The sequence below is a fragment of the Roseateles toxinivorans genome, from assembly GCF_004362525.1.
Lineage (GTDB): Bacteria > Pseudomonadota > Gammaproteobacteria > Burkholderiales > Burkholderiaceae_C > Paucibacter > Paucibacter toxinivorans.
Genome location: NZ_SNXS01000003.1, coordinates 413,081 through 438,396 on the forward strand (window position 1 = coordinate 413,081; position 25,316 = coordinate 438,396).

Consider the following 25,316-nt stretch of genomic DNA (forward strand, 5'->3'; position numbering starts at 1 on the left):
TACATGCGCGTGTTCGTCGGCCCTCAGGAGGTCGCCGGCATAGCGGCCGGTCTGGTGGCGGGCCTGCGTGCCATTGGCGTTGCCGCGGATCTCCATTGCGCCTACCCACATCCGTTTGCCTACACCGACCAGCCCGGCCGGGGAGATGAGCGGCCTGCCTGGCCTCTGCGTCTTTGGTCTTGGGCCGGCGCGCAGCGACGGTCCTTGCCTCGCGGGCCGCGCAAGGCAGGCGCCCTGGCGCTTCAGAGCCTGTTCGGCTGGTGGGTGCTGGCCTGGGCCCTGTCGCGCTACGACGCTTTTGTCTTTCTCTATGGCCAGAGCATCACCAACACCGCGCTGGAGGGCCTCTTGCTGCGTGCCGCCGGCAAACGGGTGGTGGCGGTGTTCGTGGGCTCGGATGCCCGGCCGCCCTATATCGACGGCGGGCTGTGCCCGGCCGATCGTCCGTTCGACGCGGAGGCGGCCATCCGGGCCGCGCAACGCCAGCGGCGCCGTGTTGCGCGGGTGGAGCGCTACGCCAGCGTCTGCGTCAATGCAATGGCCACCGGGCACTTCCACACTCGGCCCTTCGTCAACTGGTTTGCACTGGGCATTCCGCGCGCCCCGGCCCCCTGCCCGCCGGCTCCGGAAGCAGGCGTGGTGCGCGTGCTGCACAGCCCCTCACACCCGCTGCTCAAGGGCACGGAGCGCATCCGTGCCGCGGTGCAGCGCCTGCGCCAGCGCGGCGTACCGCTAGAGCTTGTCACCATCGAGGGACGGCCGAACGCCGAGGTCCTCCAGGCCCTGAGGGACTGCCACCTGGTGCTGGATCAGCTCTATAGCGACACGCCGATGGCGGCATTCGCGGCCGAAGCCGCCAGCCTGGGCCGCCCCGTCATCGTCGGGAGCTGCTCCGCGCATCAGGCCCGCATGCAGGTCGGGGCACTGCCGCTGCCGCCCACCGTCTACATCAATCCCGACGACCTGGAGCCCGTGCTCGAGTCCCTGGTGGCCGACGCCGGCCGGCGGCGCGAGCTGGGTGCGCAGGGCGCTCGGTTCATTGCCGAACACTGCGCACCGGCCCTTGTGGCGCAACGCCTGATGCGTTTGCTGCAGGCCGACATTCCTGCCGAATGGTGGTGCGAACCGCGGGCCGTCACCCATCTGCCCGGCTGCGGTTTGAGCGATGAGAGGGCCCGCGCCCATGTGCGCGCCGTGATTGCCCACGGCGGCGTCGCGGCCCTGCAGCTGAGCGACAAGCCCGAGCTCGAACGGGCCTTCAAGGTCTACGCCGAAGGAGGTGCCGCTTGATTCGCCAGCTCTGGAGCGACGGTCTCGTGTATGCGGCCGGAACCATCCTGTCCCGCGGGCTCGGCTTGTTGCTCTTGCCGCTGTATGCCCGCACGCTGGACCCGGCGGGTTTTGGCCTGCTGGACTTGATCGTCACCACGGGCGTGCTGGCGAACCTGATTGTTCCGATGGAGACTTCGCAGGCGGTGGCGCGGTTCTGGAACGAATGCAAGACCGATGAGGCGCGCCGTCGCCTTGTGGGCACCGCTCTGTGTTTTGCCTTGGGCGGCTATGCGCTGTTCGCCCTGGTCGGGATGCTGGCTGCGGGCCCGCTGGCACGCGCGCTGATGGGCGGCGGCGAGCAGGCTCAGGCGCTGCGGGCAGGGGCGCTGTTCATTGCGTTCAATGGCCTGATGCTGATGTTGCAGGCCCAGTTCCGCTGGGAATTGCGACCGCGTGCCTTCGCGGCCGCCAGCATCGCCTATGGCTTGCTGACGCTGGGCGGTCTCGCCGCCCTGGCTGCCTCGGGATCGGCGACCGTGGCCCATGTGCTGGCCATGCAGGCCCTGGTGTCTGCCCTGGTGGCTGCGGCCTGCCTGGGCGGACTGCGAGGGCGGTTCGCCTGGAGGGTGGACGCAGTCGAGTTGCGTCGCATGCTGCGCTACTCGCTGCCGCTGGTGCCGGCCGGCGTGGCGGTGTTTGCGACCGTGTACCTGCACCGCTTTGTGCTGGGTGCACAAGCCACCATCGATGAGGTGGGCCTGTTCGCCATGGCCAGCCGGGTGGCCGCGCTGGCCACGCTGGTGCTGATCGGTGTGCAGAGCGCCCTGACGCCGCTGATCTATGCGCACCATGCCGAACCGCAGACGCCGGCACGGCTGGCACGCCTGCTCGAGATTTTCTGGTCGCTGGCACTGCTGGTCTGCCTGGCGCTGAATATCATGGGCCCGGCGCTGCTGGCCCTGTTGACGGCTCCTGCCTATGCCCGCGCCGCACCGCTGCTGGTCTGGCTGGCGCCTGCGGCGTTGATGTCTCAGATGTATATCTTCGCGCCCGGCATTCCGCTGGCCCAGAAGACCGGATGGCAGCTCTTGCTGACCCTGGCCGCGGCGGCGCTGGGCCTGATACTGGACCTGCTGTTGATCCCGCGCTTCGGTGCCGTTGGCGCAGCGGTGGCGGGGTGCATGGCGGCAGCGGTTTTCTTGGGTGCCTGGCTCGCCGCGGGCCAGCATCTCTACCCCTTGCCGCTGCGCTGGCTGCGCCTGGCGGGTGCGACGATCATGTTCTGCATATTGACATGGGCGCTGGGCTCGGGCGCTCTGACCGACCAGCCTGATGAGTCGGCCCTCTGGTCCTGGGCCCTGCGGCTGGCCGTGCTGCTGGCCAGCGCCGCCGGATTGTGGGCCGCCGGCCTGTTGCGACCGTCCCGCGGTGCGGGCCCCCTTGTTGCGGAGCAAAGCTGAATCTATGTGCGGGATTGTCGTTTGCCATGTGCCGGCCGGCAGCGCAGCGCGCGATGTGCTGCGCATGAACCAGGCGCTGAGCCATCGCGGGCCGGATGGCGAGGGCTATCTGCTGGTGCGCGACCGGCGGACGCTCAGCGTCGGTGGGCCGGACACGTCTGCCCAGGTACTGGCCTCGCCCCACGGCGCCGTTGACGGCCGCATCGAGGCCCATCTCGACAGCCGTTTTGAGCTGATGCTGGCCCAGCGCCGCCTGGCCATCGTCGATCTGTCCGCCGGCGGCCATCAGCCCATGCAAGGTGCGCCCGGGCAGTGGGCGATCTTCAATGGCGAGATCTACAACTTCGTCGAGCTGCGCGAGGAGTTGAAGGGTCTGGGCCACAGCTTTCGCTCGCACAGCGACACCGAGGTGCTGCTGGCAGCCTTTGCCCAATGGGGCGAGGCCGCGCTGCCGCGGCTGAACGGCATGTGGGCGCTGGTGATCTTCGATGCGCAGCGCCGCGAGCTTTTTGTGGCGCGCGACCGCTTTGGCGTCAAGCCGCTCTACGTCTGGCAGGGCCCGGCCGGCGAGTTGCTGCTGGCCTCGGAGATCAAGTCCTTGCTGTGCCATCCGCTGGTGCAGGCTGCGCCCGACCTGCAGGTTTGCGAACAGTTTCTGAGTCATGGGCCGGACGAGGCGCAGCGGGCCACGCCGTTCCAGGGCATCACCCGCTTTCCGGCCGGGCACTGGGCCCGCTATGCGCTGGACGGGGGGCGTCTCGATCCGCAGCCGTTCTGGCGTTGGCCGGCCGAACCCGAGGCGGGGGCAGGTTTTGACTCTGCCCATGCCCGCGAGTTGCAGCAACGCTATCTGGCCCTGCTGGACGACGCCGTGCGCCTGCGTCTGCGTTCCGATGTGCGCGTGGGCACGGCGCTGAGCGGTGGGCTGGACAGCTCCAGCGTGGCCCTGCTGGTGAACCGGCAGCTGCGTGCCCTGCAGGTGGCTGAGCAGCAGGAGGTGTTCTCCAGTGTCTATCGCGACCCGCAATACCGCGACGCCGACGAGAGCGCCTATATCGCCGAGGTGGCCCGCCAGCTGGATGTGCACAGCAACACCATCGAAGCCCGCTGGGAGGACCTGGCGGCGGAGCATGAACGGATGATCTGGGCGCTGGACACGCCGCCGGCCAACACGCTGATGTCGAGCTGGCACACCTACAAGCTGGTGGCCGCCAGCGGCGTGACGGTGACGCTGGACGGGCAGGGGGCCGATGAACAACTGGCCGGCTATGCCCGCTATGCCCGCAATCATGTCGTGAATTCGGCCTGGGGCGAGGCGCTGGGCACGGCGCGCGAGTTCCATCGCACGATGCCCGGTTTCGCGCCGCAACTGCTCAGCGGCCTGGCCGTGAAGGCGGCGCGGTCCATCGTTGGCACCGGAGCAACGGCCTCGCTGACCCGCCTGCTGCGCATGGGCAGCCGGCCGCTGCAGACGGTGGACCAGGCCCTGCGCGGCGATTTCGACGGCCCGCTGGCGAACCTGATCCACTATGCCGACAAGACCGCGATGGCCTGGTCGGTTGAATCGCGCATGCCCTTCATGGACTACCGCCTGGTCGAGTTCCTGGCCACCGTGCCGGCGGCCTACAAGCTGCACGAGGGCTGGACCAAATGGCTGGCGCGTGCCGCCGTGGCGCCGCAGCTGCCCGAGCAGATCGTCTGGCGCCGCGACAAGCTGGGTTGGCCGATACCCGAGGCCCAGTGGTTTGGCGGGCCGCTGAAGGACTGGCTGGCGCAGCAGTTGCAGCAGAGCGACTTTGCCCGCGAGATCGCCGCCCGAGCGCGGCCACGGCCCGGACTGGCCGCGCAGCTTCGCCAACTGAATCTGGCCACCTGGCATCGGCTCTATTTTGAAGAGGCCGGCCGACCGGGCCGCCCGCTGGGCCGAGGCCTGTTGAGCGGAGTCCGGCCATGACCGCCCAGCGCGTTGTTCATCTGACCACCGTGCACCCGCGCGACGACATCCGCATCTTCCGCAAGGAATGCGTGTCGCTGGCGCGGGCCGGCTATGCGGTGACGCAGGTCGTGGGCGACGGGCTCGGCGCTGCTGTGGTTGATGGCGTGCGCATCGTCGACTTCGGCCCCCGGCCGGCCGGCCGGCTGGCGCGCATGCGCGAACAGCCGCGCCTGGGCCTGCAGGCGGTGCTGGCCGAGCAGCCGGCCCTCGTACATGTGCATGACCCCGAACTGCTGCCGCTGGCCGTGCAGCTTGCGGCGCGTGGCCTGCCGGTGGTCTATGACGCCCATGAGGACGTGCCGCGCCAGATCCTGACCAAGCAGTGGATTGCCGCGCCGCTGCGGCCGCTGCTGTCACGCGCCTTTGAGATCTATGAGAACCACCAGGTGCGACGGCTGGCGGCGGTGGTCGCGTCCACGCCGCACATCGCGGAGCGCTTTGCCCGGGTGGCGCACCGCAGCGTCAATGTGTCCAACTTCCCCTTCCTGGCCGAACTGGCGCCACCGGCCGACCCCGTCGAACGCGAGTGGCGCGTCTGCTATGTCGGCGGACTGATGCGCACCCGCGGCCTGCTGCAGATAGTGCGCGCGGTGGCCCTGGTGCCCGATCTGCGCCTGACCCTGTGTGGCGCCTTCGAGGATGCCGCCTTCGAGGCCGAGATGCGTGCCGAGCCCGGCTGGGCGCGGGTGGACTATCTGGGCCTGGTCGGCCGTGAGCAGGTGCGCCAGGTACTGGCCTGTAGCCGCGTCGGCCTGGTCACCCTGTTGCCGCTGCCCAGCTATATGGACGCGCTGCCGATCAAGATGTTCGAATACATGTCGGCCGAGCTGCCGGTGCTGGCCAGCGACTTTCCGTTGTGGCGCGACATCCTGGGGCGCAGCGGCGGCGGGCGCTGCGTCGATCCTGCCGATCCGCAGGCGATCGCTGCCGTCTTGGGCGAGATGTTGGCCGATCCGGTTGCTGCCTCGGCGATGGGCAAGGCGGGCCGGGAGGCGGTGCTGGCGCACTACCACTGGCCTCGTGCCGAGCAGGTGCTGCTGGGCCTGTACCGCGAGCTGATCGGGGCGCCCTGACACCATGCGCATCCTGCTCATCAACCACTACGCCGGCTCGCCTGATTTGGGCATGGAGTACCGCCCCTACTACCTGGCGCGAGAGTGGGTCAGGGCGGGCCACCAGGTGCTGATACTGGGGGCCAGCCAGTCCCATGTGCGCAGCCACCAGCCGCGGCCGGGCAGCCAGGTGCTGGACGGCATCCACTACTGCTGGTACGAGACGCCTCCCTACGAGGGCAATGGTCTGGGCCGGGTGAAGAATATCTGGGCCTTCTGCCGCCAGGTGTGGAGGGACGCGGACATCCTGGCCCAGTCCTTCGAGCCCGATGCGGTGATTGCGTCCAGCACCTACCCGATGGACGTCTGGGTGGCCCGGCGGATTTCTCGCGCAGCGAAGGCCAGGCTGGTCTACGAGGTGCACGATCTGTGGCCGCTGTCGCCGATCGAGCTGTCCGGCATGTCACCGCGCCACCCGTTCGCGCTGCTGTGCCAGAAGGCCGAGAACGACGCCTATCGAGATGCCGATGTTGTGGTGTCGATGCTGCCCAAGGTGCAGGACCACATGAAGTCGCATGGGCTCGATCTGCGCAAGCTGGTCATTGTGCCCAATGGCATAGCGCTCGATGAGTGGCAGGGCGAGGGCGAGCCACTGGCTCCATCGTTGGCAGAATTTCTGGCGGCGCAGCGCGCGGCCGGCCGCCTGGTGCTGGGCTATGCCGGTTCCCATGGCCTGCCCAATGCGCTCGATGTGCTTCTCGATGCCGCCAGGCTGCTGAAGGACGAGCCGGTGTCCATCGTGATGGTGGGCGGCGGCCATGAGCGGGCCCGGCTGGAGGCGCGCGTGCGCGGCGAGGGCCTGGCCAACGTGGCGATGTTCGAGCCCATCCCCAAGGCGCAGATTCCCGCTCTGCTGGCGGCCTTCGACATCGCCTACATTGGCTGGCAGCGCGTGCCCATTTACCGTTTCGGCATAGCGCCCAACAAGCTGATGGACTACATGATGGCGGGCTGCGCAGTGTTGCATTCGGTCGAGGCAGGCAACGATCCGGTGGCGGAGGCCGGCTGCGGGCTGACCGTGGCGCCGCAGGATGCCTCGGCCGTTGCCGAGGGCGTGCGTCATCTGGCCAGGCTGACGCCGCAGCAGCGCCGCGAAATGGGCCAGCGCGGCCGCGAGTTCGTGCTGGCGCGTCATACCTACCCGGTACTGGCGCAGCGCTTCATCGAGGCACTGCAATGAGCGAGCAGGAGAGAGACCGGGAGCTGGCTGCCATCCACCAGCGCTACGCGCGCCGCGAGGACAGCGCTGCACTGGACCGCTACAGCCTGCTGCGCCCCGAAGTCTGGCAGATGCTGCAGGAGCGGCAGCGCGCGATGCTCAGGCTGCTGGCCCGGCGCCCGGGGCGCTTGGCCGACTGGCGTTTGACCGAGGTCGGCTGTGGGGCCGGCGGCAATCTACTGGAGATGCTGCGCCTGGGCTTCACCCCCGAGCATCTGAGCGGCATCGAGCTGCTGCCGCAGCGCTTCGAGGAAGCGAGGAGCCGCCTGCCGGCGAGCTGCGTCCTGCACCTGGGCGATGCCTCGCAGGCGCCTATCCCCGCCGCCAGCCAGGACCTGGTGCTGCAGTTCACGGTGTTCTCGTCCATCCTCAGCGACACCGTCCAGCAATCGGTGGCCGATGCGATGTGGCGCTGGCTCAAGCCCGGTGGCGCCGTGCTCTGGTACGACTTCACGGTCAACAATCCCCGCAACGCCGATGTGCGTGGCGTGACCATGGCGCGCGTGCGCAGCCTGTTCCCGCAGTCCCGCATCAACCATCAACGCCTGACCCTGGCGCCGCCGCTGGCGCGCTTGGTGTGCCGCCTGCACCCGGCCGCCTACCCCCTGTTCAACAGCCTGCCAGTGCTGCGCACCCATGTGCTGGCCTGTATCGAGAAACCGCTATGACGACGCCCGATTTGCCTTTTCTTCCGTTCGCCCTGCCCGATATCGGCGAAGACGAGATCGCCGAGGTGGTGGACACCCTGCGCTCCGGCTGGGTCACCACCGGCCCCAAGACCAAGCGCTTCGAGCAGGCCTTCACCGAGTTCCTGGGCGACTCGGTGATCGAGTCGATCGCCGTCAACTCGGCCACCGCCGGTCTGCATCTGGCGCTTGAGGCCCTGGGCATAGGCCCGGGTGACGAGGTCATCACGACCACGCACACCTTCACCGCCACGGCCGAGGTGGTGCGCTACCTCGGCGCCGATGTGGTGCTGGTCGACATCGACCCGAAGACGCTGAACATCGACCCGAAGCTGGTCGAGGCCGCGATCACGCCGCGCACCAAGTGCATCATCCCCGTCCATTTCGGTGGCCTGGCGGTGGACATGCTGGAGATTCTGAACATCGCGCGCCGCCACGGCCTGCGCGTGGTGGAAGACGCCGCCCACTGCCTGCCCAGCACCATCGAGGGCGAGCTGATTGGCACCATGGGCAGCGATGCCACCGTGTTCAGCTTCTACGCCAACAAGACCATCACGACGGGTGAGGGCGGCATGCTGTGCACGCGCAACGCCGCATTGGCCAAGCGCGCCAAGGTGATGCGCCTGCATGGCATGAACCGCGATGCCTTCGACCGCTTCACCGCCAAGGTGCCCAGCTGGTACTACGAGATCGTCGCGCCCGGCTTCAAGTACAACCTGACCGATATTGCTGCCTCGATGGGTCTGCATCAGTTGAAGCGTGCCAGAGGCTTCCAGCAGCGGCGTGCCGAGATCGCCGCGCAGTACCAGGAGGCGTTTGCCGACCTGCCTGTGATCTTGCCGCCCGACGCGCCCGAGGGCGATATGCACTCATGGCACCTCTATGTGCTGCGCCTGCGCGACGATGCGCCGCTGTCGCGCGACGGCCTGATCGAGGCGCTGTTCGCCGCCGGTATTGGCTGCAGCGTGCACTACATCCCGTTGCACCTGCATCCCTACTGGCGTGATCGCTATGCGCTGAAGCCCGAACAGTTCCCGCACAGCCACAAGGCCTACGAGCAGATGCTGAGCCTGCCGATCTACACCAAGATGACGGACGCCGACGTGCAGCGTGTGATCGCGGCGGTGAGTGATTGCCTGCAGGCCTGAGCGCGCCGCAAGCATGGCCAAACGACTGTTCGACATCCTGCTTTCGGCCCTGGGCCTGCTTTTGCTGAGCCCCCTGCTGTTGGCCATCGCGCTGTGGGTCAAGCTCGACTCGCCGGGGCCTGCCCTGTTCAAGCAGCAGCGCGTCGGCCGGCACGGCAGGCCCTTCGCGATCCACAAATTCCGCACGATGCGGATCGATGCGCCTGCGCTGGGCCCGCAGATCACCATCGGCGCCGACCCCCGCATCACCCGCAGCGGTGCCACCCTGCGCCGCTACAAGCTGGACGAGCTGCCCCAGCTGTGGGACGTGCTGCGCGGTGCGATGAGCCTGGTCGGCCCGAGGCCCGAGGTGGCTCGCTATGTGGTGCTGTATCCGGATGAACTTCGGCAACTGGTGCTGTCGGTGCGGCCCGGTATCACCGATCTGGCCTCGATCGAGTACCGCGACGAGGGCGCGGTGCTGGCGCGCTCAAGTGACCCCGAGCGCAGCTATGTCGAGGAGGTCATGCCCGCCAAGCTGGCGCTGGCGGCGCAGTATGTGCGCACGCAAAGCCTGGCCGGTGATCTGCGCTTGATCTTGCGCACGATCAAGGCCATTTGGGGCGGCTGAGCAGGCCAAGCCCTGAATCCGCTGCTGTCACAATCCCGCCCACCATGTTCTGGCTCTCCCTCGACGCATTTCTCACCCGTATTCGCCGCCACCGCGAGCCGCTGTCGCTGGTGCTGGACGGTCTGGCTGTGGCCCTGGCCTGGCAGGCCACCTATCTGTTCCGGCTCGGTTTCGATCGCTGGATCTCGGCACGGCCCCGCTACGACCTCTGGGTCATGCTGGGCCTGGTGCTGCTCTATGTGCTGGTGTTGTGGCTGCTGCGCGTGCCCCGGGGCATGTGGCGCTTCTCCGGTTTTGGCGAGGTCAAGCGCCTGCTCTTTGCCTGCCTGATCGCCGGCAGCCTGGGCGCCACCGGGGTGCTGATGGCCGAGCTCAAGGCCGTGCCGCGCGCGGTGCTGGCCCTGCATCCGGTGTTCTGCGTGATCGTGCTGGCCATGACGCGCATGGGCTACCGCATGCTCTATGAGCACATGCGCAGCCGCATCAGCGGCGGCTCGGTCGAGTCGCACCGTGTGCTGGTGCTGGGGGCGGGTCATGCGGCCCAGCTGCTGCTGGCCGGCATCCAGCACCAGGGTTGGGTGGTGGTGGGCCTGCTCGATGACGATCCGGCCAAGCGGGAAGCCCGCGCCGGTGGCATCCCGGTGCTGGGCAGCCTCGACGATGCGGGCCGGCTGGCCGCACTGCATGGCATCACCCATGTGATCGTCGCCATGCCCTCGGCCTCGCCGAAGCAGCGCCGCCGCGCGCTGGACCTGGCGGCGGGCACCGGTCTGCATGTGCTGACAGTGCCCAGCAGCGCCGAGCTGATGTCGGGCAGCAGGCTCGAGCAGCTGCGTGATGTCGAACCCGAGGATCTGCTGGGCCGCGAGCCGGTGCAGCTGGACGAGGCCGGCATCAGCGAGGCGATCAGCGGCAAGGTGGTACTGATCACCGGCGCCGGCGGCAGCATTGGCAGCGAGCTGTGCCGCCAGGTGGCGCGCTTCGCGCCCCAGAAGATCGTGCTCTACGAGCTCAGCGAGGTCGCGCTGTACCAGATCGAGCAGGAGTTGACCGAGCAGTTTCCGCGCATCCCGCTGGTGCGCCTGATCGGTGACGTCAAGGATCTCGAACATCTGCGCCACACCTTCGCACGGCTCAAGCCGCAGGTCGTGTTCCATGCCGCCGCCTATAAGCATGTGCCGCTGATGGAGGAAGAGAACGCCTGGGCCGCGCTGCGCAACAACACCCTGGGCACCTACCGCGCCGCACTGGCCGCGGCCGAGGCGGGGGCCGAGCGCTTTGTGCTGATCAGCACCGACAAGGCCGTCAATCCCACCAATGTGATGGGCGCCACCAAGCGCGCCGCCGAGCTGGTGATCAGCCATCTGTCGGCCCAGGGCCATGCCACCCGCTTCATGGCCGTGCGCTTCGGCAATGTGCTGGGGTCGAGTGGCAGCGTGATCCCCAAGTTCAAGGAGCAGATCGCCAAGGGCGGCCCGGTCACCGTCACCCACCCGGACATCACCCGCTACTTCATGACCATCCCCGAGGCTGCCCGCCTGGTGGTGCAGGCCGCGGCCATGGGCGAGACGGGACAGGTCTATGTGCTGGACATGGGCGAGCCGGTGCGCATCGTCGATCTGGCCCGCGACATGATCCGCCTGTCGGGCCACAGCATCGACGAGATCCGCATCGTCTTCACCGGTCTGCGGCCGGGCGAGAAGCTCTATGAGGAGCTGCTGGGCGACAGCGATACCGCCATCCCCACACCGATCGCCCGACTGAGTGTGGCCAAGCTGGACGACGCTGTGGCTGCGGCGGCAGTCCTCGACTGGCTGAGCGAACTGCTTGCCAGCGGAGGGGCTTCGCTGGACGATGCCAGCGTCAGACAGGCCTTGCGCCGGCTGATCAGCGAGTTTGGCGCCCGGGACCGGTCCTGATCTGCCGGCACTATGCTGCCCAGCGTACCTACAATCGAAAAGATCGACGGATTTCTGGATTCAACGATGAGCGTTCATCAGGGGGAGCGGCAATGACAATTCTAGTGACCGGTGGTGCCGGATTTATTGGCAGCAATTTTGTGCTGGACTGGCTGCGCGGCAGCGACGAGACCGTCGTGAATCTGGATGCATTGACCTATGCCGGCAATCTGCGCAACCTAGCCAGCCTGCAGGGGGACGCTCGGCATGTGTTTGTAAAGGGCGATATTTGCGACCGAGCCCTGGTCGGCTCGCTGTTGCAAACCCATCAGCCCCGGGCGCTGCTGCACTTCGCGGCCGAAAGCCATGTGGATCGCAGCATTCACGGCCCGGGCGACTTCATGCGCACCAATGTGGAAGGCACGTTCGCGCTGCTGGAAAGCGTGCGTCCCTGGTGGCTGGCACTCGACAGTTCGGCCAAAGAGGCTTTCCGCTTCCATCATGTCAGCACGGACGAGGTCTACGGCAGCCTGGGCATGGACGACGCGGCCTTTCACGAGGCCCACCCCTATCAACCGAACAGCCCCTATTCGGCCAGCAAGGCGGCCAGCGATCATCTGGTGCGCGCCTGGCACCACACCTATGGCCTGCCGGTGCTGACGACCAATTGCAGCAACAACTATGGGCCCTACCATTTCCCGGAAAAGCTGATTCCCTTGATGATCGTGAACGCGCTGGCCGGCAAGGCGCTGCCGATTTACGGTGATGGCCTGAATGTGCGCGATTGGCTATACGTGACCGATCACTGCAGCGCCATTCGCGAGGTGCTGGCGCGCGGCCGCGTGGGCGAGGTCTATAACGTGGGCGGCTGGAACGAGAAGACCAATCGCGAGATCGTCGAGACGGTCTGCGCCTTGCTGGACGAGCTCAAGCCCGATCCGGCCGGGTCGTATCGACGCCTGATCACCTTCGTCAAGGACAGGCCCGGCCATGACCGGCGCTATGCGATCGACGCGCGCAAACTGGAGCGTGAGTTGGGTTGGCGACCGGCCGAAACCTTCGAGACCGGCATACGCAAGACCGTGCAGTGGTACCTCGATCACACGGACTGGGTCACCGAGGTGCAAAGCGGTGCCTACCGCGACTGGGTGCAGGCCAACTATGGCGAGCGTGCGGCAACTGCATGAAGATTCTGCTGTTCGGCCGCAATGGGCAGTTGGGTTGGGAGTTGCAACGGGCCTTGGCCCCGCTTGGCGAAGTCTGCGCCTTGGTCAGCCGTGACCTGACCCTGCATGCCGACTTCTCGGAGCCCGATCGCTTGGCCGAGACGGTTAGGACCGTGCGCCCCGATGTGATTGTGAATGCGGCCGCCTATACCGCCGTCGACAAGGCGCAGAGCGAGCCCGAGTTGGCCCATCGCATCAATGCCGAGGCGCCGGGTGTTCTGGCGCGGGAAGCGGCCGCCCTGGGTGCCTGGCTGCTGCACTACAGCACGGACTATGTTTTTGACGGCAGCGGCGAGGCGGCGCGGGCCGAGGATGCCGCTACGGGGCCATTGAATGTCTACGGGCAGAGCAAGCTCGAAGGTGAGAGCTTGATTCGTGCCAGTGGCTGCCAGCATCTGATCATGCGCACCAGCTGGGTCTATGCGGCGCGTGGCGGCAATTTCGCCAAGACGATGTTGCGACTGGCCGGCGAACGAGAACAGCTGTCGGTGATTGCCGACCAGTTCGGCGCGCCTACCGGCGCCGACCTGCTGGCCGATGTCAGCGCCCATGCCTTGCGCCGTGCGCGGCTGGCCCCTGAACTGGCCGGCACCTATCATGCGGTCGCGGCGGGGGAGGTCAACTGGCACGGCTACGCCCGCTTTGTCACCGATTGGGCCCGCCAGCGTGGTGTGGCGTTGAAGGCCTTGCCGGAGCAGATCAAGGCGGTGCCGACGAGTGCCTATCCGACACCGGCGCAACGCCCCCTCAATTCACGCCTGGATACGCGCAAGCTGCGCCAAGCGTTCGATCTGACGCTTCCCCCCTGGCAACAGGGGGTGGAGCGCATGCTGACGGAAATTCTCGACAAACAACCATAGGTCTGCCATGCAACAAGCAATCGAACGCAAGGGCATCATCCTCGCGGGTGGATCGGGCACCCGCCTGCACCCGGCCACCCTGGCCATCAGCAAGCAGCTGCTGCCGGTCTATGACAAGCCGATGGTGTATTACCCCCTGTCCACGCTGATGCTGGCGGGCATGCGCGACATCCTGCTGATCAGCACGCCACAGGACCTGCCACGTTTCGAGGCCCTGCTGGGCGACGGCAGCCGCTGGGGCATCAACCTCAGCTATTGCGTTCAACCCAGTCCCGACGGGCTGGCCCAGGCCTTCATCCTGGGGCGCGAATTCATCGGTAACACCGCCAGCGCACTGGTGCTCGGGGACAATATTTTCTACGGCCATGACTTTCAAGGCCTGCTGGCCGATGCCACCCATCAGCAGCGCGGTGCGAGCGTCTTTGCCTATCACGTGACCGACCCGGAGCGCTACGGTGTGGTTTCGTTCGATGAGCATCGCCATGCCCTGAGCATCGAAGAAAAGCCGGCCAAGCCCAAAAGCAACTATGCGGTGACGGGGCTCTACTTCTATGACACCCAGGTGTGCGACATTGCCGCCTCGATCAAGCCCAGCGCGCGCGGCGAGCTGGAGATCACCGACGTCAACGCGGTCTATCTGAAGCAGGGTGAACTGAACGTCGAGATCATGGGGCGCGGCTACGCCTGGCTGGATACCGGCACCCATGACAGCCTGCTGGAGGCCAGCCAGTTCATTGCCACCCTGGAGAAGCGCCAGGGCCTCAAGGTCGCCTGCCTGGAGGAGATCGCCTACCGCAATCAGTGGATCGATGACGCCCAGCTCGAAGCGCTGGCGACCCCGATGCTGAAGAATGGCTACGGCCAATACCTGTTGAAACTGTTGAGAGAGAAAGCGAGTAGCTGATGAAGCCCGTGGCGACCCCTATCGAAGGGCTTGTGGTGCTGGAGAGCCGTGTTTTCGGTGACGAGCGCGGCTGGTTCACCGAAAGCTTCAACCAGCGAGGTTTCGAGGTCGCGCTGCGTGACTTGGGCCAGAGCGCTCCTCCCGCATTCGTGCAGGACAACCATTCCTGCTCGCAGCGCGGCGTGTTGCGTGGTCTGCACTACCAGTTGCCTCCGCACGCGCAGGGCAAGCTGGTGCGCGTGGTCCGAGGTTCGGCCTATGACGTTGCGGTGGATATTCGCCGAGGATCACCCACCTTTGGCCAATCATTCGGCCTTGAGCTGAGCGCTGCCAATCGTATTCAGCTGTGGATACCGGCAGGTTTTGCCCATGGCTTCCTGGCGATGGAGGACGACACCCATTTCCTCTACAAGACCACGGATTACTATGACCCGAAGAGTGAGCGCAGCATCGCTTGGAATGATCCCGGCATTGGCATCAACTGGCCAGGCGTGGCCGAGGGACTGATCACGCCAAACCTGGCGCCCAAGGATGCGGCTGCGCCGGAATTCGCAGCCGCTGAACTGTTCTGACGAGAGACCGGAGCCAGAACGACCTCAAGGGTCTCGGCGACCCTGCGCCGGGTTCGCAGGCCGACTGGCAGCTCGCTGGCTTAAGGCTTGCCGTTCTGTGAGCTTGGGGTCGGCTTTGCAGGCTCGATCTTGTAGTACCTGGTGATCTCTTCCCGCACCTCGGCCCAGAGCCGCGGCCAGTCTTCCTGCTTTGCTGCCTCGTGCGGTGGGCAGGTCGTGCCTGCGGGGCAGAAATCCAGGCCTTTGCCCAAGGCAGTCACCCACTTCACGTCGTACTCTGGATAGCGCGCCTCAGTCTCGGCCAGCTTCAGGCCTTGTTGAACCAGTCTGGCCGCCACTTCGGACTTGTCAATGAGAAAGTTGCGCGACTTTGCGGCCTGCTGGGGCCCCGCGAGAATGAAGGCACGTTCGAGGAATTTCTCACCCTGCAGCAAGTCGGCCATTGCCCCGGGGCTGGCGAATCGTTTTGCGTCATACAAACCCAGCGCTGCCTGAGCCACAACCAAAGGCATGAGTTTTTCCAGCCCCGCTTGGGGTACGAACACCGAGCCCAGCAGGTCCATGCTTTCAAGTGGCGTCAACTGGAACGGGCGCGACTCATAGTCGCGGATGATGCGTGCAAAGTTGCTTCGCGCTTCGGTATCGTTGCCTGTCTGCAGTGCCTTGGTGATTTGGGAGAAACGCTCGCGCCGGATTTGCCATGGCTGCAAACCCGCAGCGGCGGTCTCGGCGGCCGGCGGCGCCGCGTTGTTGGTCGGAGCGGATTGTTGAGCCTGGATAGGACTGCCCAACAGCAGCGCGGCGGCAATGAGGGGGATGCTTCGAGTCAGGAACATGGTGATTGTGTGAAGTACGGTCAAAGAGGAGCATCGATCGGGCGGAGCGGCACCGGAGTCAGGTCGGCTCAAGAAACTGGCTGCCCGCCAGCGCCACAACCTCGGATAAACTGGTTTCCCCCCGCCAGAATTTCAAGAGGGCGTCTTGCTGCAGTGATCTGAATCCAGCGGGGGCGTGCTGACGGACCGCTTGATCCGACAATCCCGGGGCAGTCAAGGCATGCCTGAGTTCAGGACTCACAGTCAAGACCTCATGAACGCCGATACGGCCTTTGTAGCCGGTGCCCGAGCATTGAGCGCAGCCCACCGGGCCAGCAGCCTGATACTCGGCCTGGAGCAGGCCCAACTTACTCGCGCTGGTCTGCAGCTCCCCCTCCCACTCGTTCAATGCCAGCGGTTGGGCGCAGTGCTTGCACAGACGCCGAATCAAGCGCTGAGCAATCACGGTGCGCACACTCGCAGCGAGCAAGAACGGTTCAACGCCAATGTCTATGAGACGGACGAAGGCCGACGGTGCGTCATTGGTGTGGAGCGTGGACAGCACCATATGGCCGGTGAGAGCCGCTTGAATGGCTATGGCTGCGGTTTCTGGGTCGCGGATCTCGCCCACCATGATGGTGTCGGGATCATGCCGCAGAATGGCGCGCAGGGCGGCTGGAAAGGTGAAGCCGATGTCGCTCTGGACCTGAAACTGTGTGACGCCGGGCAACTGGTATTCCACCGGGTCTTCGACGGTGAGCACGCGGGTGCTCTCAGTGTCGGTGGCAGCCAGTGCGGCATACAGGGTTGTGCTCTTTCCTGAGCCTGTGGGGCCGGTGACAAGAATGATGCCGTCCGGCTCCTTCAGCGCGGCTTGCAGGGCTGCCAGATGATCCGGCTCAAATCCGACCGCATCGAGCTTGAATCGGCGGTGCGCTGTCTTGGGCAGCAGTCGCATCACGACGGACTCGCCATGCACACCAGGGATCACCGACACACGAACTTCGGTTTCAATGCCCGCCGCACGGGTCGAAAAACGGCCGTCCTGCGGCAAGCGGCGCTCTGCAATGTCCAGTCCGCTCACCAGCTTGATGCGGCTGATGACGGCATCAAAGCGCTCCCGGTCATGGCTCTCGGTGGCCCGCAGGGCTCCGTCGACGCGGTAGCGCACCAAGAAGCCGGTTTCGGTTGGCTCAATGTGAATGTCGGATGCGTTCTGATCGGTGCCGCGCGATAGCATCGTTGCCACAAATTCGACGATGGGCGCGTCCTGTGCCAGCTGGCGGAGATCGCCTTGTGCAGCGGCGGCGTTACTGCGAATCGATTTTGATTCATAGACGGCGTTCAGAGCCGCGCTCATGTCCTGCGGAAGTGCCAGTAGTGCGCTGATGGGCCCGGAGGTCCAGTGGCGCTGCACATACTCCAGCAACTCGGGTAGCAGGGGGTCCCGGGCCAGCAGCGTCAGCGTCTGACCGTCAGGTTCCGGGCAAGTGATCGCATTCCAGCGGCGTGCCAATGGTGCCGGCAGCGCATGGGCGTCGTTCAGTGACGAGATAGCACGTTCCAGCACGTCGGCTTGAATGACCCGGTTCCACAGTGGAATGGCGAGTTGCTCGGAAAGCGCCGCATAGAGGCTTGCCTCGGAGACTACGCCCTGACGCACAAGGATGGCGCCCAGCCGTTGCCCATTGGCAGTTTGGCGCTGCTCGGCCAGTGCCTGTTGCAACTCGGTCTCGCCAAGCAACTTCTTGGCAATCAGCAAACGCCCAATCTGCATGGTCAATCGATACAAAGTGTTTCACAAACAAAAAAGCGGGGGCCGAAGCCCCCGCTTAACGTACCGCTGTCTACTTGCGCAGATTAACGGTTGGTAGCCTTGGTGTCGCCGTTGGCCGAGTAGTTCGGGCCTTCGTCGCCCTGGGCGCTGGAAGCTTCCAGGTAGTTGCCGGTGGCCGGGTTGAAGTGGTAGTTCTGAACGCGGATCGAAGCGCTGGCTGCCGAGATGCGCAGACGTGCGTTCGCAGCGATGTCATCCGCACCGAAGGTCTTGGCGGTTGCCGTTGCAGCTGCATTCAGCACAGCGTCGATCGAAGCAGCGCTCAGGTAGCGCACTTCACGCGGCTTCATGGCAGCAGCGATGATGCCCGAGGCACCCAGCGTACCGTCACGCAGAATGGCTTGGCCGATCACGTCAACCGATGTTTGGTTCTCATCGGTGTTGATGATGCGGATCACATTCTTCCAGCCACCCGACGGTGCTTCGACGATTGCGGGGATGTAGTTACGAACATCGAGCTGCACGCCATTGGCAACCAGCGTGTAGATGTCGCCCGGGCACACCGAGTTGGCCACTTCAAGCGCGTTGGAATCCTTGTTCAGGGTACCGCTGGCGATCTTGAACTGAGCAACAGGCACAATCTTCGTGCCAGGCACGGTGTACTCGATGTGCAGGATGCGCTTGCCGCCGCTGAGGGTTGCAGCTTGCACGCCGGCGTTGGCGATGGTGATCGTGGCTTCCGTGCGATCGGCGTTGAACGTCACGGTCGGGTTGACCGTTGCGCCGACCACATAGTGACCGTTGACGACCGTGTTGGCCTTGACGTCCACGGTGCCGTCAGCACCGAACTTGCCCGTCACCTTGAAGGTCAGGTTCGACGCTTCAACACGACCGGTGGTCACGTTTGCGGCAACACCCCAGTTGGCATCCGTCACGCTGTAAGCTGCCGAACCGCCCAGGTCGAACAGAGTCGACTTGTCGGCGATCACCAGAGCACCCAGGTTGATGGTGGTGGTCGAAGCAGCAGTGATGTCACCGTCGTTGGTGAACTTGGTGCCCAGCGAGGGGTTCAGCACGTCAACGCGGGCCGACTCGATGTCAGCAGCCAGCGAGCCACCCGTGGTGCGGGGGAACTTGGCCGAGCTCAGAGCGGTCAGGCTCAGGGCCATTGCCGAGCGGGCGATCGACTCGGTGTTCTTCAGCGGGGCCAGGGCGAAGTTCGATTCGAACTCGCTGCCGGCGGCGTTCGCCAGCTTGACCGTCACGCTGACACTGGCTTCGTCGTTGCCGCAAGAATTGGCAGCAGGAGCACCCAGCTTGTCACCGATCTTGGTGATCTGCACGGCACCGCCGGAACCCAACACGATTTGCGAGCTGGTGGTGTAGTTGGCAGCCACGGTGAACGCAGCGGTCAAGGTCTTCTTGTCAGTGCTCAACGTCACCGAGTCGGGGTTCAAGCTCAAGCTGTTGTCCGGGCGAACCAGCTGAATGAAGCCGACAGCAGGAGCTGCAGCCCACTCACCATCGCTCAACGTCCAGGAGATGTTGAACTGGTTGGGGTTCAGTGCGGTACCCGACAGCGGAGTGGCCAGCGCGTAGCTGATCGTGGGAGCCGTCAAAACCACGGCGTTGCTACCGAACACTTCGGCAGCGTAGTTCTTGTACGAAGCCTGGATCACACCAGCGCTAGCCGTAGTTGCCACGCCAGCGAAAGCGCTCATCAGCAGTGCAGAAAGAAGCTTTTGTTTCATTTAATTTCCTCAAATATATGAAGTTGACACCTCAACAAGCACGCCGGTGCACTGACGTTGCTTCCAGCGGCCGCTGCACCAGTGGTTGATGTGACAGCTGGCAGCAAGTATACCCATTGATTCAGGGGATGCAATCAGACGAACTGGCGCTTGTTTAAGGTTTTGTTGCTTTGTACCTACTTGGTACTGGGCTTGTCGCCCACCGAAACTACTTTTTTGGTCTTTACGTGCAGTGTCACCAAGGAATAACCGCAACGTTTTGGGTTCATCGTTTGCGATTCAGTGCATCCGTCAACTCCTTAAGTAACTGTGGGTCATCCACCGGTTTTCCAACGCCGACGCCACTGCTGTTTCCCGGCGCGACCGCAGCGCCGGGCTTGACGCCCGCCCTACCGGTAGACCCCGGCAATGCGACATTAGACGAAGCGCCGGGTGAAGTGCTTGACGGGACGCCACCCGAGCTGCTTTCCCCGGGAAAGTCCCGAGGGGATTGTTGTGGTCGAACAACGTTCTTCCCGATGCTGGGGACGTTCCGCTGTTCAGTCTCGGGGGCATCTGGCGGCGGCAAGACGTAGGGGCGCGGGGCAGGAGTGGCGTTTCGAGCTGCATCTCCGTTCTCCGGGGCTTTGCTGAGGGGGCCATTCTGTGGTGGGCGCAGACTGTGAGTTGGCACCTTCGCGTCCCAACGAAACTGGTTGCGGAAGGCTTCGGTGATGGCCTGTGCCTCAAACTCATCGGAGATGATGTAAGGCGTGACCAGCACTACCAATTCCGTACGGGTGCGATCGGTGTTGCTGGTCTTGAAAAGGTGGCCTGCGACCGGAATGTCCTTCAGCCAAGGCACGCCCGAGTCGCCACCTTTGGCCTCTTCCTGCATCAGTCCACCCAACAGCACGGTGGTGCCATCGGTGACGGAGAGCTTGGTGCTCAGCTTGCGGCTTTGAATGGTGGGCGTGGTAGTGACACCGATCGTGGTGCTGATTGCAGTGCTGACTTCCTGATCCACATCAATGTCAATGCGCCCACCCGCGTGAATCACCGGTTTCACCTTGAGGATGACGCCGGTGTTGCGGTACTGGATGCTCTGCAGCACATTGTTTTGAGCAATGCCGCCCGGCACATTGCTTGTGCCACCCACCGTCTGTTGCTGGCTGGTGATGATGGGCACGTCCTGGCCGACCTGAATGCTCGCGGTCTCGCCGTTGCGCGCCATCACCGACGGGTTGGCGAGGATGCGGGCCTTGTTCGTCGATGCCAGCATGTTCAGCAAGGCGTTGGTGCTGCTGTTAGGGCTGGTAATGGTTGCCACCAAATTGGCCGAGTTGCTGACGCCGAGCACGTTCTTCAGGTTGACGTTGTAGCCGCCCACCGAGAACTGCTTGAGCAACCACTGGAAGCCCAGGTTCTCGGTGTCGGTCAGCCTGACCTCGGCAATCGTGACCGATACCAGGGCGGTGCGTGTCGGGCGATCCAGCTCCTGCAGCAGGCCGAACCATTGCTGGTACTCGGTCGGGTTGCCCTGGATGATCAGCGTGTTGGTCGAGGCATTGACAACCACACGCGAACGGACCGACCCGCTGTTGGCGACGGCGGGCCCGGCCGGATTCATGACCTCCTGCAAGGTCTTGGCCAAATCGGCGGCGTCCATGTTCCTCACCGGGTAGGTGAAGTAGCCGGCCGTGCCGCGACCACTGGCAGGTTGATCAAGCTCTGTGGCCCAGCGCAGGGCGTGGTTGAGCACCGCCTGGCTGGACGAGAACACGATGACCGAATTCAGCGCTCCAATCGGCAGCAGGATGATGGGCGCTTGAGCGGCAGCGTTGGTGCTCACCGCGTAGCCCTGGGCCTGCAGAATATCGGACAGGCGTTTTGCGAGTTCATCGGCAGACCAGAACATCGGCGCTACGCGAGCGCTGATACGGCCACGCATCTGCGGCTGGTCCAGCACCTGGATGGCCTCCAGCGCGGCGGCGATGTCATCGCTTTGTCCGGCCAGCAGCAGCGCTTGCCGAGTCGGATCTTCCTGTACGTTGATGCGCTGGCCAAACAGCGTTTTCAACCAGTTGCTGACGTTGCTGGGAGATACGCTTTCCATCTCGACCATAAAGAACATCGGGCGCAGCGATGCGGGCACATCGGGCAGGGTGCGGCCGCGCAGCAGCTCGGGTAGATAGCCACTTGCGCCCGTCGCCGGTGTGATGCGTACCAGGCCGCCCTCGAACTCGGTGACAGCCAGGCCATAAGACTTCAGCACTGCCTTCGCCGTTTCGAACAGGGCCTGCGCCGATTGCGGCTTGCCGCTCTTGAGTGAGACCAATTCCTTGCGTTGCGCGATGCTCGGATCGACCGAGATGTTGCGCTTCAGAATGGTGGTGAAGACGGTGTCTATGAAGACCGGAAGCGGCAGCTGCTCAAGCGAAACGGCGCTTTCCATCACCGGCTGACTCGTGCCTGAAACGGCAGGAGAAGGGCTCGTTGCCGTCCTTTGCGAAGGGGGTAGCGGCGTTTCGAACAAGCGGCCGGGAGTGGTTGGCGCGGCGCTGCGCGCGGGCGCCGAAGACGCCACGTTTGGCGCAGGGGCTGAAGCGGGACCACCCGATGTGGTGGCTGCAGCAGCAGGATCGGTCGCCATGCCCTCCTTGGGCACCAGCTTGGCTGGCAGGCGGTCCGGCAGTATCGGCGCGGGCATGTTGGCGCAACCGGTCAGACATGCAACCGCGAAGGCAATGCTGCGCATGGCAAGGCTGGAGGGGCCGTTGAATTCGGCTTTGGAAGATGTCATGGCTCGGTCAGGTAGATCTTGCGGGTGGGGCCGCGTGGCCCTTGAATCTCTGCGTGGTCAGCCTTGATGGCCTTCACTCGGCTGCCGTCGGGGAGCTTTTCGCCTACGCCAACCTTGAGCGGCATTTGGTCGGCGGCGGTCATCAATAGATAGCGCTCGTTGCCGCGCACCACCAGGGCTGCGAAGCGCCAGACTATGGCATTGCCGCTGGTCGTGACGGCCGCCGCCGCATTGAGAGGCACCGTTCGCGCGAGGCCGAAGGGGTCGCGGGAGGCGACGCGCTTGCTCATGTTTTCGTCATGCACGGCGGCGCTGCCGCGGGCCGGCGGCTCGAGCCTAGGTTGATTGAGCGGTGTGGCCGCTTGCACGCTCGCGGGTGGTCTTTGGACCCACCATCCGATGGTTCCAGCCAGTGCGCAGGCAATCAGTGCCACGGCGGCTCGTATCCAGATGTTCATGGGGCCAACGACCTCGCAGGAGGGGTGGAGTTGTTCGTGGCAAGCGCTGGCTCGACCAGCACCGGCATCGAGACGCTCAGCTCAACGCGGCGGCTGCGACGCGACACCGTGATGCTGTCGACATTGGCCAGCTCGCCGCCATGTTCCAGCCCGAAAAGCACGGTCTCAAGCGTACTTGGAGCCAGCTCAAAGCTCAGGCTTGCACGGAGACGAAGGGCTCGTTGCTGCATCGACTCGCGCAGTGATGCTGACGGGGGCGCGTCCCCTTGTGTCACAGCAGGGGCGGCGGGCGGCTGAGGCGGTAGCAGATTGATGGTGAATCGAGTCAGCCCTGCCGCCCTGAGGGTTGCGGCCAGCCAGTCGCGCAAACGCGCCTGGGCTTGGGCCTCGCTAGGTGAATGCCATAGCTTGCTCTCCAGATCGGCACGCATTGTCTGCATGATCTGCGTCTGCTGCGCCCAGTCGACCTGGTCGGCCGACTGGCGCATGAGCTGCGCTCGGGCGCGCACTGACTTGAGCTCTTTGCTCAGTTCCTGGTGTGATTCCCAGGCCCTGAGCGAAAGCTCACCCGCGACGGCCAGCAAGCCGACCAGCAACAGCCAAGTCAGTCGGCGATCGATCTTCAGTTTCTGAAAAAGAGGGAACCTCCGTACCAGGGTCATTGCCCGCTCCGGCTCGGTTGTTGCGCTACTCCTGCGAGCGAATCCACGCGCATGGTGAGCGCCAGGGTGTTCGCCGCCGCATCCTGCCCCACCTTCAACTCCGAGAGTCCCGGAGTGGCTTCTATCCGTCGGGTGATGTCCAGCATTGCGATATCGCCGTCAGGAATCTCCAGTGTGATCTTCAATTGTTGGTTGCGAAACTCCCAGTCCGAGAACAAGGCTGTAGGCGCTGCCTGAGGTGCTGTGCTCTGAGCGGGGGCTACCACGGCGTTTGCGCCGGGGGTGGGTGTGGGGGCGGGGCCGTTTGCCTGCGGCAGGCTTCCCGCTACCGACAGCACACCGCTGGCAAGGACGCGATCAAGCAGCTCTAGCTGCGAGAGCTGGGGGGCCAGGGCCTGTATGGCGTCCAGTTCACGGCGAGCCTTTTCAAAGGCCGCGCGGCTTTCCAACGATGCTTCGCGCTGTTTGCGCAGGTCGGCGAGCGCCTGTCGATCTAGCTCGAGTTGGGTTCGTGTTTGCAGATGGGCGCCCAGGGCTGCAAATAGAAGTGCGGCCAGCGCCAAGGTGCCAGCCTGCCAGCGCCAACCCTTCCATGGGTCGGACTTGGGCAGGTTGTCAGCCCGCATCCAGCCATTGACTGTCGTTGCCAGCATCAAAGGCTTTGCCGGGGCAGGGAGGGGATGCTGGTCCGGATCGGCCGCGCAGGCACGCACAAATCGCTGCCACTCCTGGGGCGACGGGGGCTGGGCAAACCACTGGCTTGCCTGCAACTCGCCATTCAACCAGCTTTGTGCCTCCGCCCCGGATGCTCTGCTCAGAAGTCGAAAACCGCTTCCAGGCTGCTCAAGCAGGGGCTCGGGCCAATATGGGCCCGATGCGGGTTCCTGCCCTTCGATGGGGGCTGGCAGCTGCCATGACCACACGGCAATCTGGCCTGAGGTCTCGCGCCTGCAAACGAAGGCGAACTGGCCAGTCGGGTAGAACTGCAGCATCTGCAAGCGAAGTGCCGCCAGCAGTTTGCGTTTCGGCAGCTCTGGCATGCTCAACTTGACCAGACTGAGCTGCTCGCGAGCAACCGCCTTTGCCGCGCGGCGCGACTGCAGGGGAGCAAGAACTCTCGTTAGGGCTTCAATCAAGGCAAATTACCAAAAGGGGAATACAGTGGCGGAGGCTTGGCCGGAGCGTCTTCTGGCAAGAGCTCAACACTGCTGGGTGCAGGTAGCGCCGCTTCTCGGGCGAACCGATAACTATAGGCGATGTGCCAAGGAGCATGCGCGGTTTCGCCGGATGAGGTGATCGACAATCGCTGGCACCAAGCAACGGTGGGCGGGCAGATCGTAAGCAACAGCGTGGGCGACGGAACGGAAATGAACCGGCTCTCGGCAAGGTAGCTGCCGCCAGCAATGATGGGGAGAGATTCTATCTTCAGCAGCGTCCCGGGCAGTCGCTGGGCGACCAGATCCTTGGCGGCCTGCAGGTCGAGTTGAGCGATGGCCGACAGCACCGGGGCCTGCACCGTATACCGATTCACCACCCGGCTGGGGCCCACATAGGCATACTCAAGCAGCGCGCTTCGCTGGGTCGAACTGAGTTCGTTCCAGGCTGGAAGCCGGGCCAGCTCCATGGGCGAAAGCAGCTTGGCGTTGCGTGGTTCGGGCAGTTTGGCGCTCAGATACTCCGGCGCTTCGGCGCCGTTGAGATGCTGCAAATGATCTGCGTCGACATAGTCTGCCAATTGGTCCGTTAGGCGGTCCGTCAAGCTGGCATCTGAGACGCCGGAAGCCAACAGCAGACGGGCAAAATCATCGCGCGAGCTGTTTCTCAAATTGAAGAGTGCCCCAGCATCGTGGTAGCGGACGAACACGCCGTCGGCGGTTCGATAGAAGCGCCCATCCAGCCGGATGTTGCCCAATGTGTCGCCGCGGCGGTACATGCTGCTGCTGATATAGATGGCATGCGCGACCGCGCGGTCGGTGGCGGTGCTGGCACGTTGCTCCTCGAGCGAGAGCGACACCAGTGAGCGCATTTCATCGCTGCGCTGCGAAATCAGTGCGACGCCGACCGCCACCAGAGCCAGCAAGACGACGGTGACGGGTAGCACAAAGCCA

The 25,316-nt window shown here is 64.8% G+C and carries 21 protein-coding genes; 13 read left to right on the forward strand and 8 right to left on the reverse strand.

What is annotated here, in order from left to right:
* Positions 1-3 precede the first annotated feature (3 nt).
* From DES47_RS13260 to rfbC, 13 genes are all read left to right on the forward strand, one after another.
* Positions 4-1,290, forward strand: a complete 1,287-nt coding sequence (locus DES47_RS13260) for a glycosyltransferase (protein ID WP_133701180.1) — start codon at positions 4-6, stop codon at positions 1,288-1,290.
* Positions 1,287-2,732, forward strand: coding sequence for a lipopolysaccharide biosynthesis protein (locus tag DES47_RS13265; RefSeq protein WP_133701181.1), 1,446 nt, complete (start codon positions 1,287-1,289; stop codon positions 2,730-2,732). Before DES47_RS13260 ends, DES47_RS13265 begins: the two co-directional genes overlap by 4 nt.
* A gap of 4 nt (positions 2,733-2,736) precedes the next feature.
* A complete protein-coding gene (gene asnB, locus DES47_RS13270) occupies positions 2,737-4,686 on the forward strand; it encodes an asparagine synthase (glutamine-hydrolyzing) (RefSeq protein ID WP_166651977.1) in 1,950 nt (649 codons plus the stop codon).
* Positions 4,683-5,801, forward strand: coding sequence for a glycosyltransferase family 4 protein (locus DES47_RS13275; RefSeq protein ID WP_133701183.1), 1,119 nt, complete (start codon positions 4,683-4,685; stop codon positions 5,799-5,801). Before asnB ends, DES47_RS13275 begins: the two co-directional genes overlap by 4 nt.
* Positions 5,802-5,805: 4 nt before the next feature.
* A complete protein-coding gene (locus DES47_RS13280; RefSeq protein WP_133701184.1) occupies positions 5,806-7,020 on the forward strand; it encodes a glycosyltransferase family 4 protein in 1,215 nt (404 codons plus the stop codon).
* Positions 7,017-7,727: a class I SAM-dependent methyltransferase gene (locus tag DES47_RS13285; protein ID WP_133701185.1), complete on the forward strand. Its 711-nt coding sequence runs from the start codon at positions 7,017-7,019 to the stop codon at positions 7,725-7,727. Before DES47_RS13280 ends, DES47_RS13285 begins: the two co-directional genes overlap by 4 nt.
* Entirely contained in the window at positions 7,724-8,893 is a 1,170-nt protein-coding gene (locus DES47_RS13290) for a DegT/DnrJ/EryC1/StrS family aminotransferase (protein ID WP_133701186.1), read from the forward strand. The genes DES47_RS13285 and DES47_RS13290 overlap by 4 nt, the downstream gene beginning before the upstream one ends.
* Positions 8,894-8,906: 13 nt before the next feature.
* Positions 8,907-9,503 carry a sugar transferase gene (locus DES47_RS13295; protein WP_133701187.1) on the forward strand — a complete coding sequence of 199 codons (597 nt, stop codon included), beginning with the start codon at positions 8,907-8,909 and terminating at the stop codon, positions 9,501-9,503.
* A gap of 44 nt (positions 9,504-9,547) precedes the next feature.
* Positions 9,548-11,422 (forward strand): polysaccharide biosynthesis protein, encoded by a 1,875-nt coding sequence (locus DES47_RS13300; RefSeq protein ID WP_133701188.1) that lies wholly within the window; start codon positions 9,548-9,550, stop codon positions 11,420-11,422.
* A gap of 92 nt (positions 11,423-11,514) precedes the next feature.
* Positions 11,515-12,588 (forward strand): dTDP-glucose 4,6-dehydratase, encoded by a 1,074-nt coding sequence (rfbB, locus tag DES47_RS13305; protein ID WP_133701189.1) that lies wholly within the window; start codon positions 11,515-11,517, stop codon positions 12,586-12,588.
* Positions 12,585-13,487: a dTDP-4-dehydrorhamnose reductase gene (gene rfbD / locus DES47_RS13310; protein WP_133701190.1), complete on the forward strand. Its 903-nt coding sequence runs from the start codon at positions 12,585-12,587 to the stop codon at positions 13,485-13,487. Before rfbB ends, rfbD begins: the two co-directional genes overlap by 4 nt.
* Positions 13,488-13,494: 7 nt before the next feature.
* A complete protein-coding gene (gene rfbA / locus DES47_RS13315; RefSeq protein WP_243748292.1) occupies positions 13,495-14,391 on the forward strand; it encodes a glucose-1-phosphate thymidylyltransferase RfbA in 897 nt (298 codons plus the stop codon).
* Entirely contained in the window at positions 14,391-14,963 is a 573-nt protein-coding gene (gene rfbC / locus DES47_RS13320; RefSeq protein WP_133701191.1) for a dTDP-4-dehydrorhamnose 3,5-epimerase, read from the forward strand. The genes rfbA and rfbC overlap by 1 nt, the downstream gene beginning before the upstream one ends.
* Positions 14,964-15,043: 80 nt before the next feature.
* On the opposite strand, the gene DES47_RS13325 is transcribed toward rfbC, so the two are convergent.
* The 8 genes from DES47_RS13325 to DES47_RS13360 form a co-directional block, all read right to left on the reverse strand.
* Positions 15,044-15,799 carry a hypothetical protein gene (locus DES47_RS13325; protein ID WP_133701192.1) on the reverse strand — a complete coding sequence of 252 codons (756 nt, stop codon included), beginning with the start codon at positions 15,797-15,799 and terminating at the stop codon, positions 15,044-15,046.
* A gap of 58 nt (positions 15,800-15,857) precedes the next feature.
* The gene (locus tag DES47_RS13330) at positions 15,858-17,555 is read right to left on the reverse strand and encodes a GspE/PulE family protein (protein WP_133701193.1); all 1,698 of its coding nucleotides are present in this window, start codon (positions 17,553-17,555) and stop codon (positions 15,858-15,860) included.
* An 83-nt stretch (positions 17,556-17,638) separates the two neighbouring features.
* Positions 17,639-19,306: a hypothetical protein gene (locus tag DES47_RS13335; RefSeq protein WP_133701194.1), complete on the reverse strand. Its 1,668-nt coding sequence runs from the start codon at positions 19,304-19,306 to the stop codon at positions 17,639-17,641.
* Between the two features lie 265 nt (positions 19,307-19,571).
* Positions 19,572-22,088 carry a type II secretion system protein GspD gene (locus DES47_RS13340; RefSeq protein WP_133701195.1) on the reverse strand — a complete coding sequence of 839 codons (2,517 nt, stop codon included), beginning with the start codon at positions 22,086-22,088 and terminating at the stop codon, positions 19,572-19,574.
* On the reverse strand, positions 22,085-22,546 hold the full coding sequence (locus DES47_RS13345) for a hypothetical protein (RefSeq protein WP_133701196.1): 462 nt from the start codon (positions 22,544-22,546) through the stop codon (positions 22,085-22,087). The genes DES47_RS13340 and DES47_RS13345 overlap by 4 nt, the downstream gene beginning before the upstream one ends.
* A complete protein-coding gene (locus DES47_RS13350; RefSeq protein WP_133701197.1) occupies positions 22,543-23,208 on the reverse strand; it encodes a hypothetical protein in 666 nt (221 codons plus the stop codon). The genes DES47_RS13345 and DES47_RS13350 overlap by 4 nt, the downstream gene beginning before the upstream one ends.
* Positions 23,205-24,344, reverse strand: a complete 1,140-nt coding sequence (locus DES47_RS13355) for a hypothetical protein (RefSeq protein ID WP_133701198.1) — start codon at positions 24,342-24,344, stop codon at positions 23,205-23,207. Before DES47_RS13355 ends, DES47_RS13350 begins: the two co-directional genes overlap by 4 nt.
* On the reverse strand, positions 24,341-25,309 hold the full coding sequence (locus tag DES47_RS13360) for a type II secretion system protein GspK (RefSeq protein ID WP_208114990.1): 969 nt from the start codon (positions 25,307-25,309) through the stop codon (positions 24,341-24,343). Before DES47_RS13360 ends, DES47_RS13355 begins: the two co-directional genes overlap by 4 nt.
* Positions 25,310-25,316 lie beyond the last annotated feature (7 nt).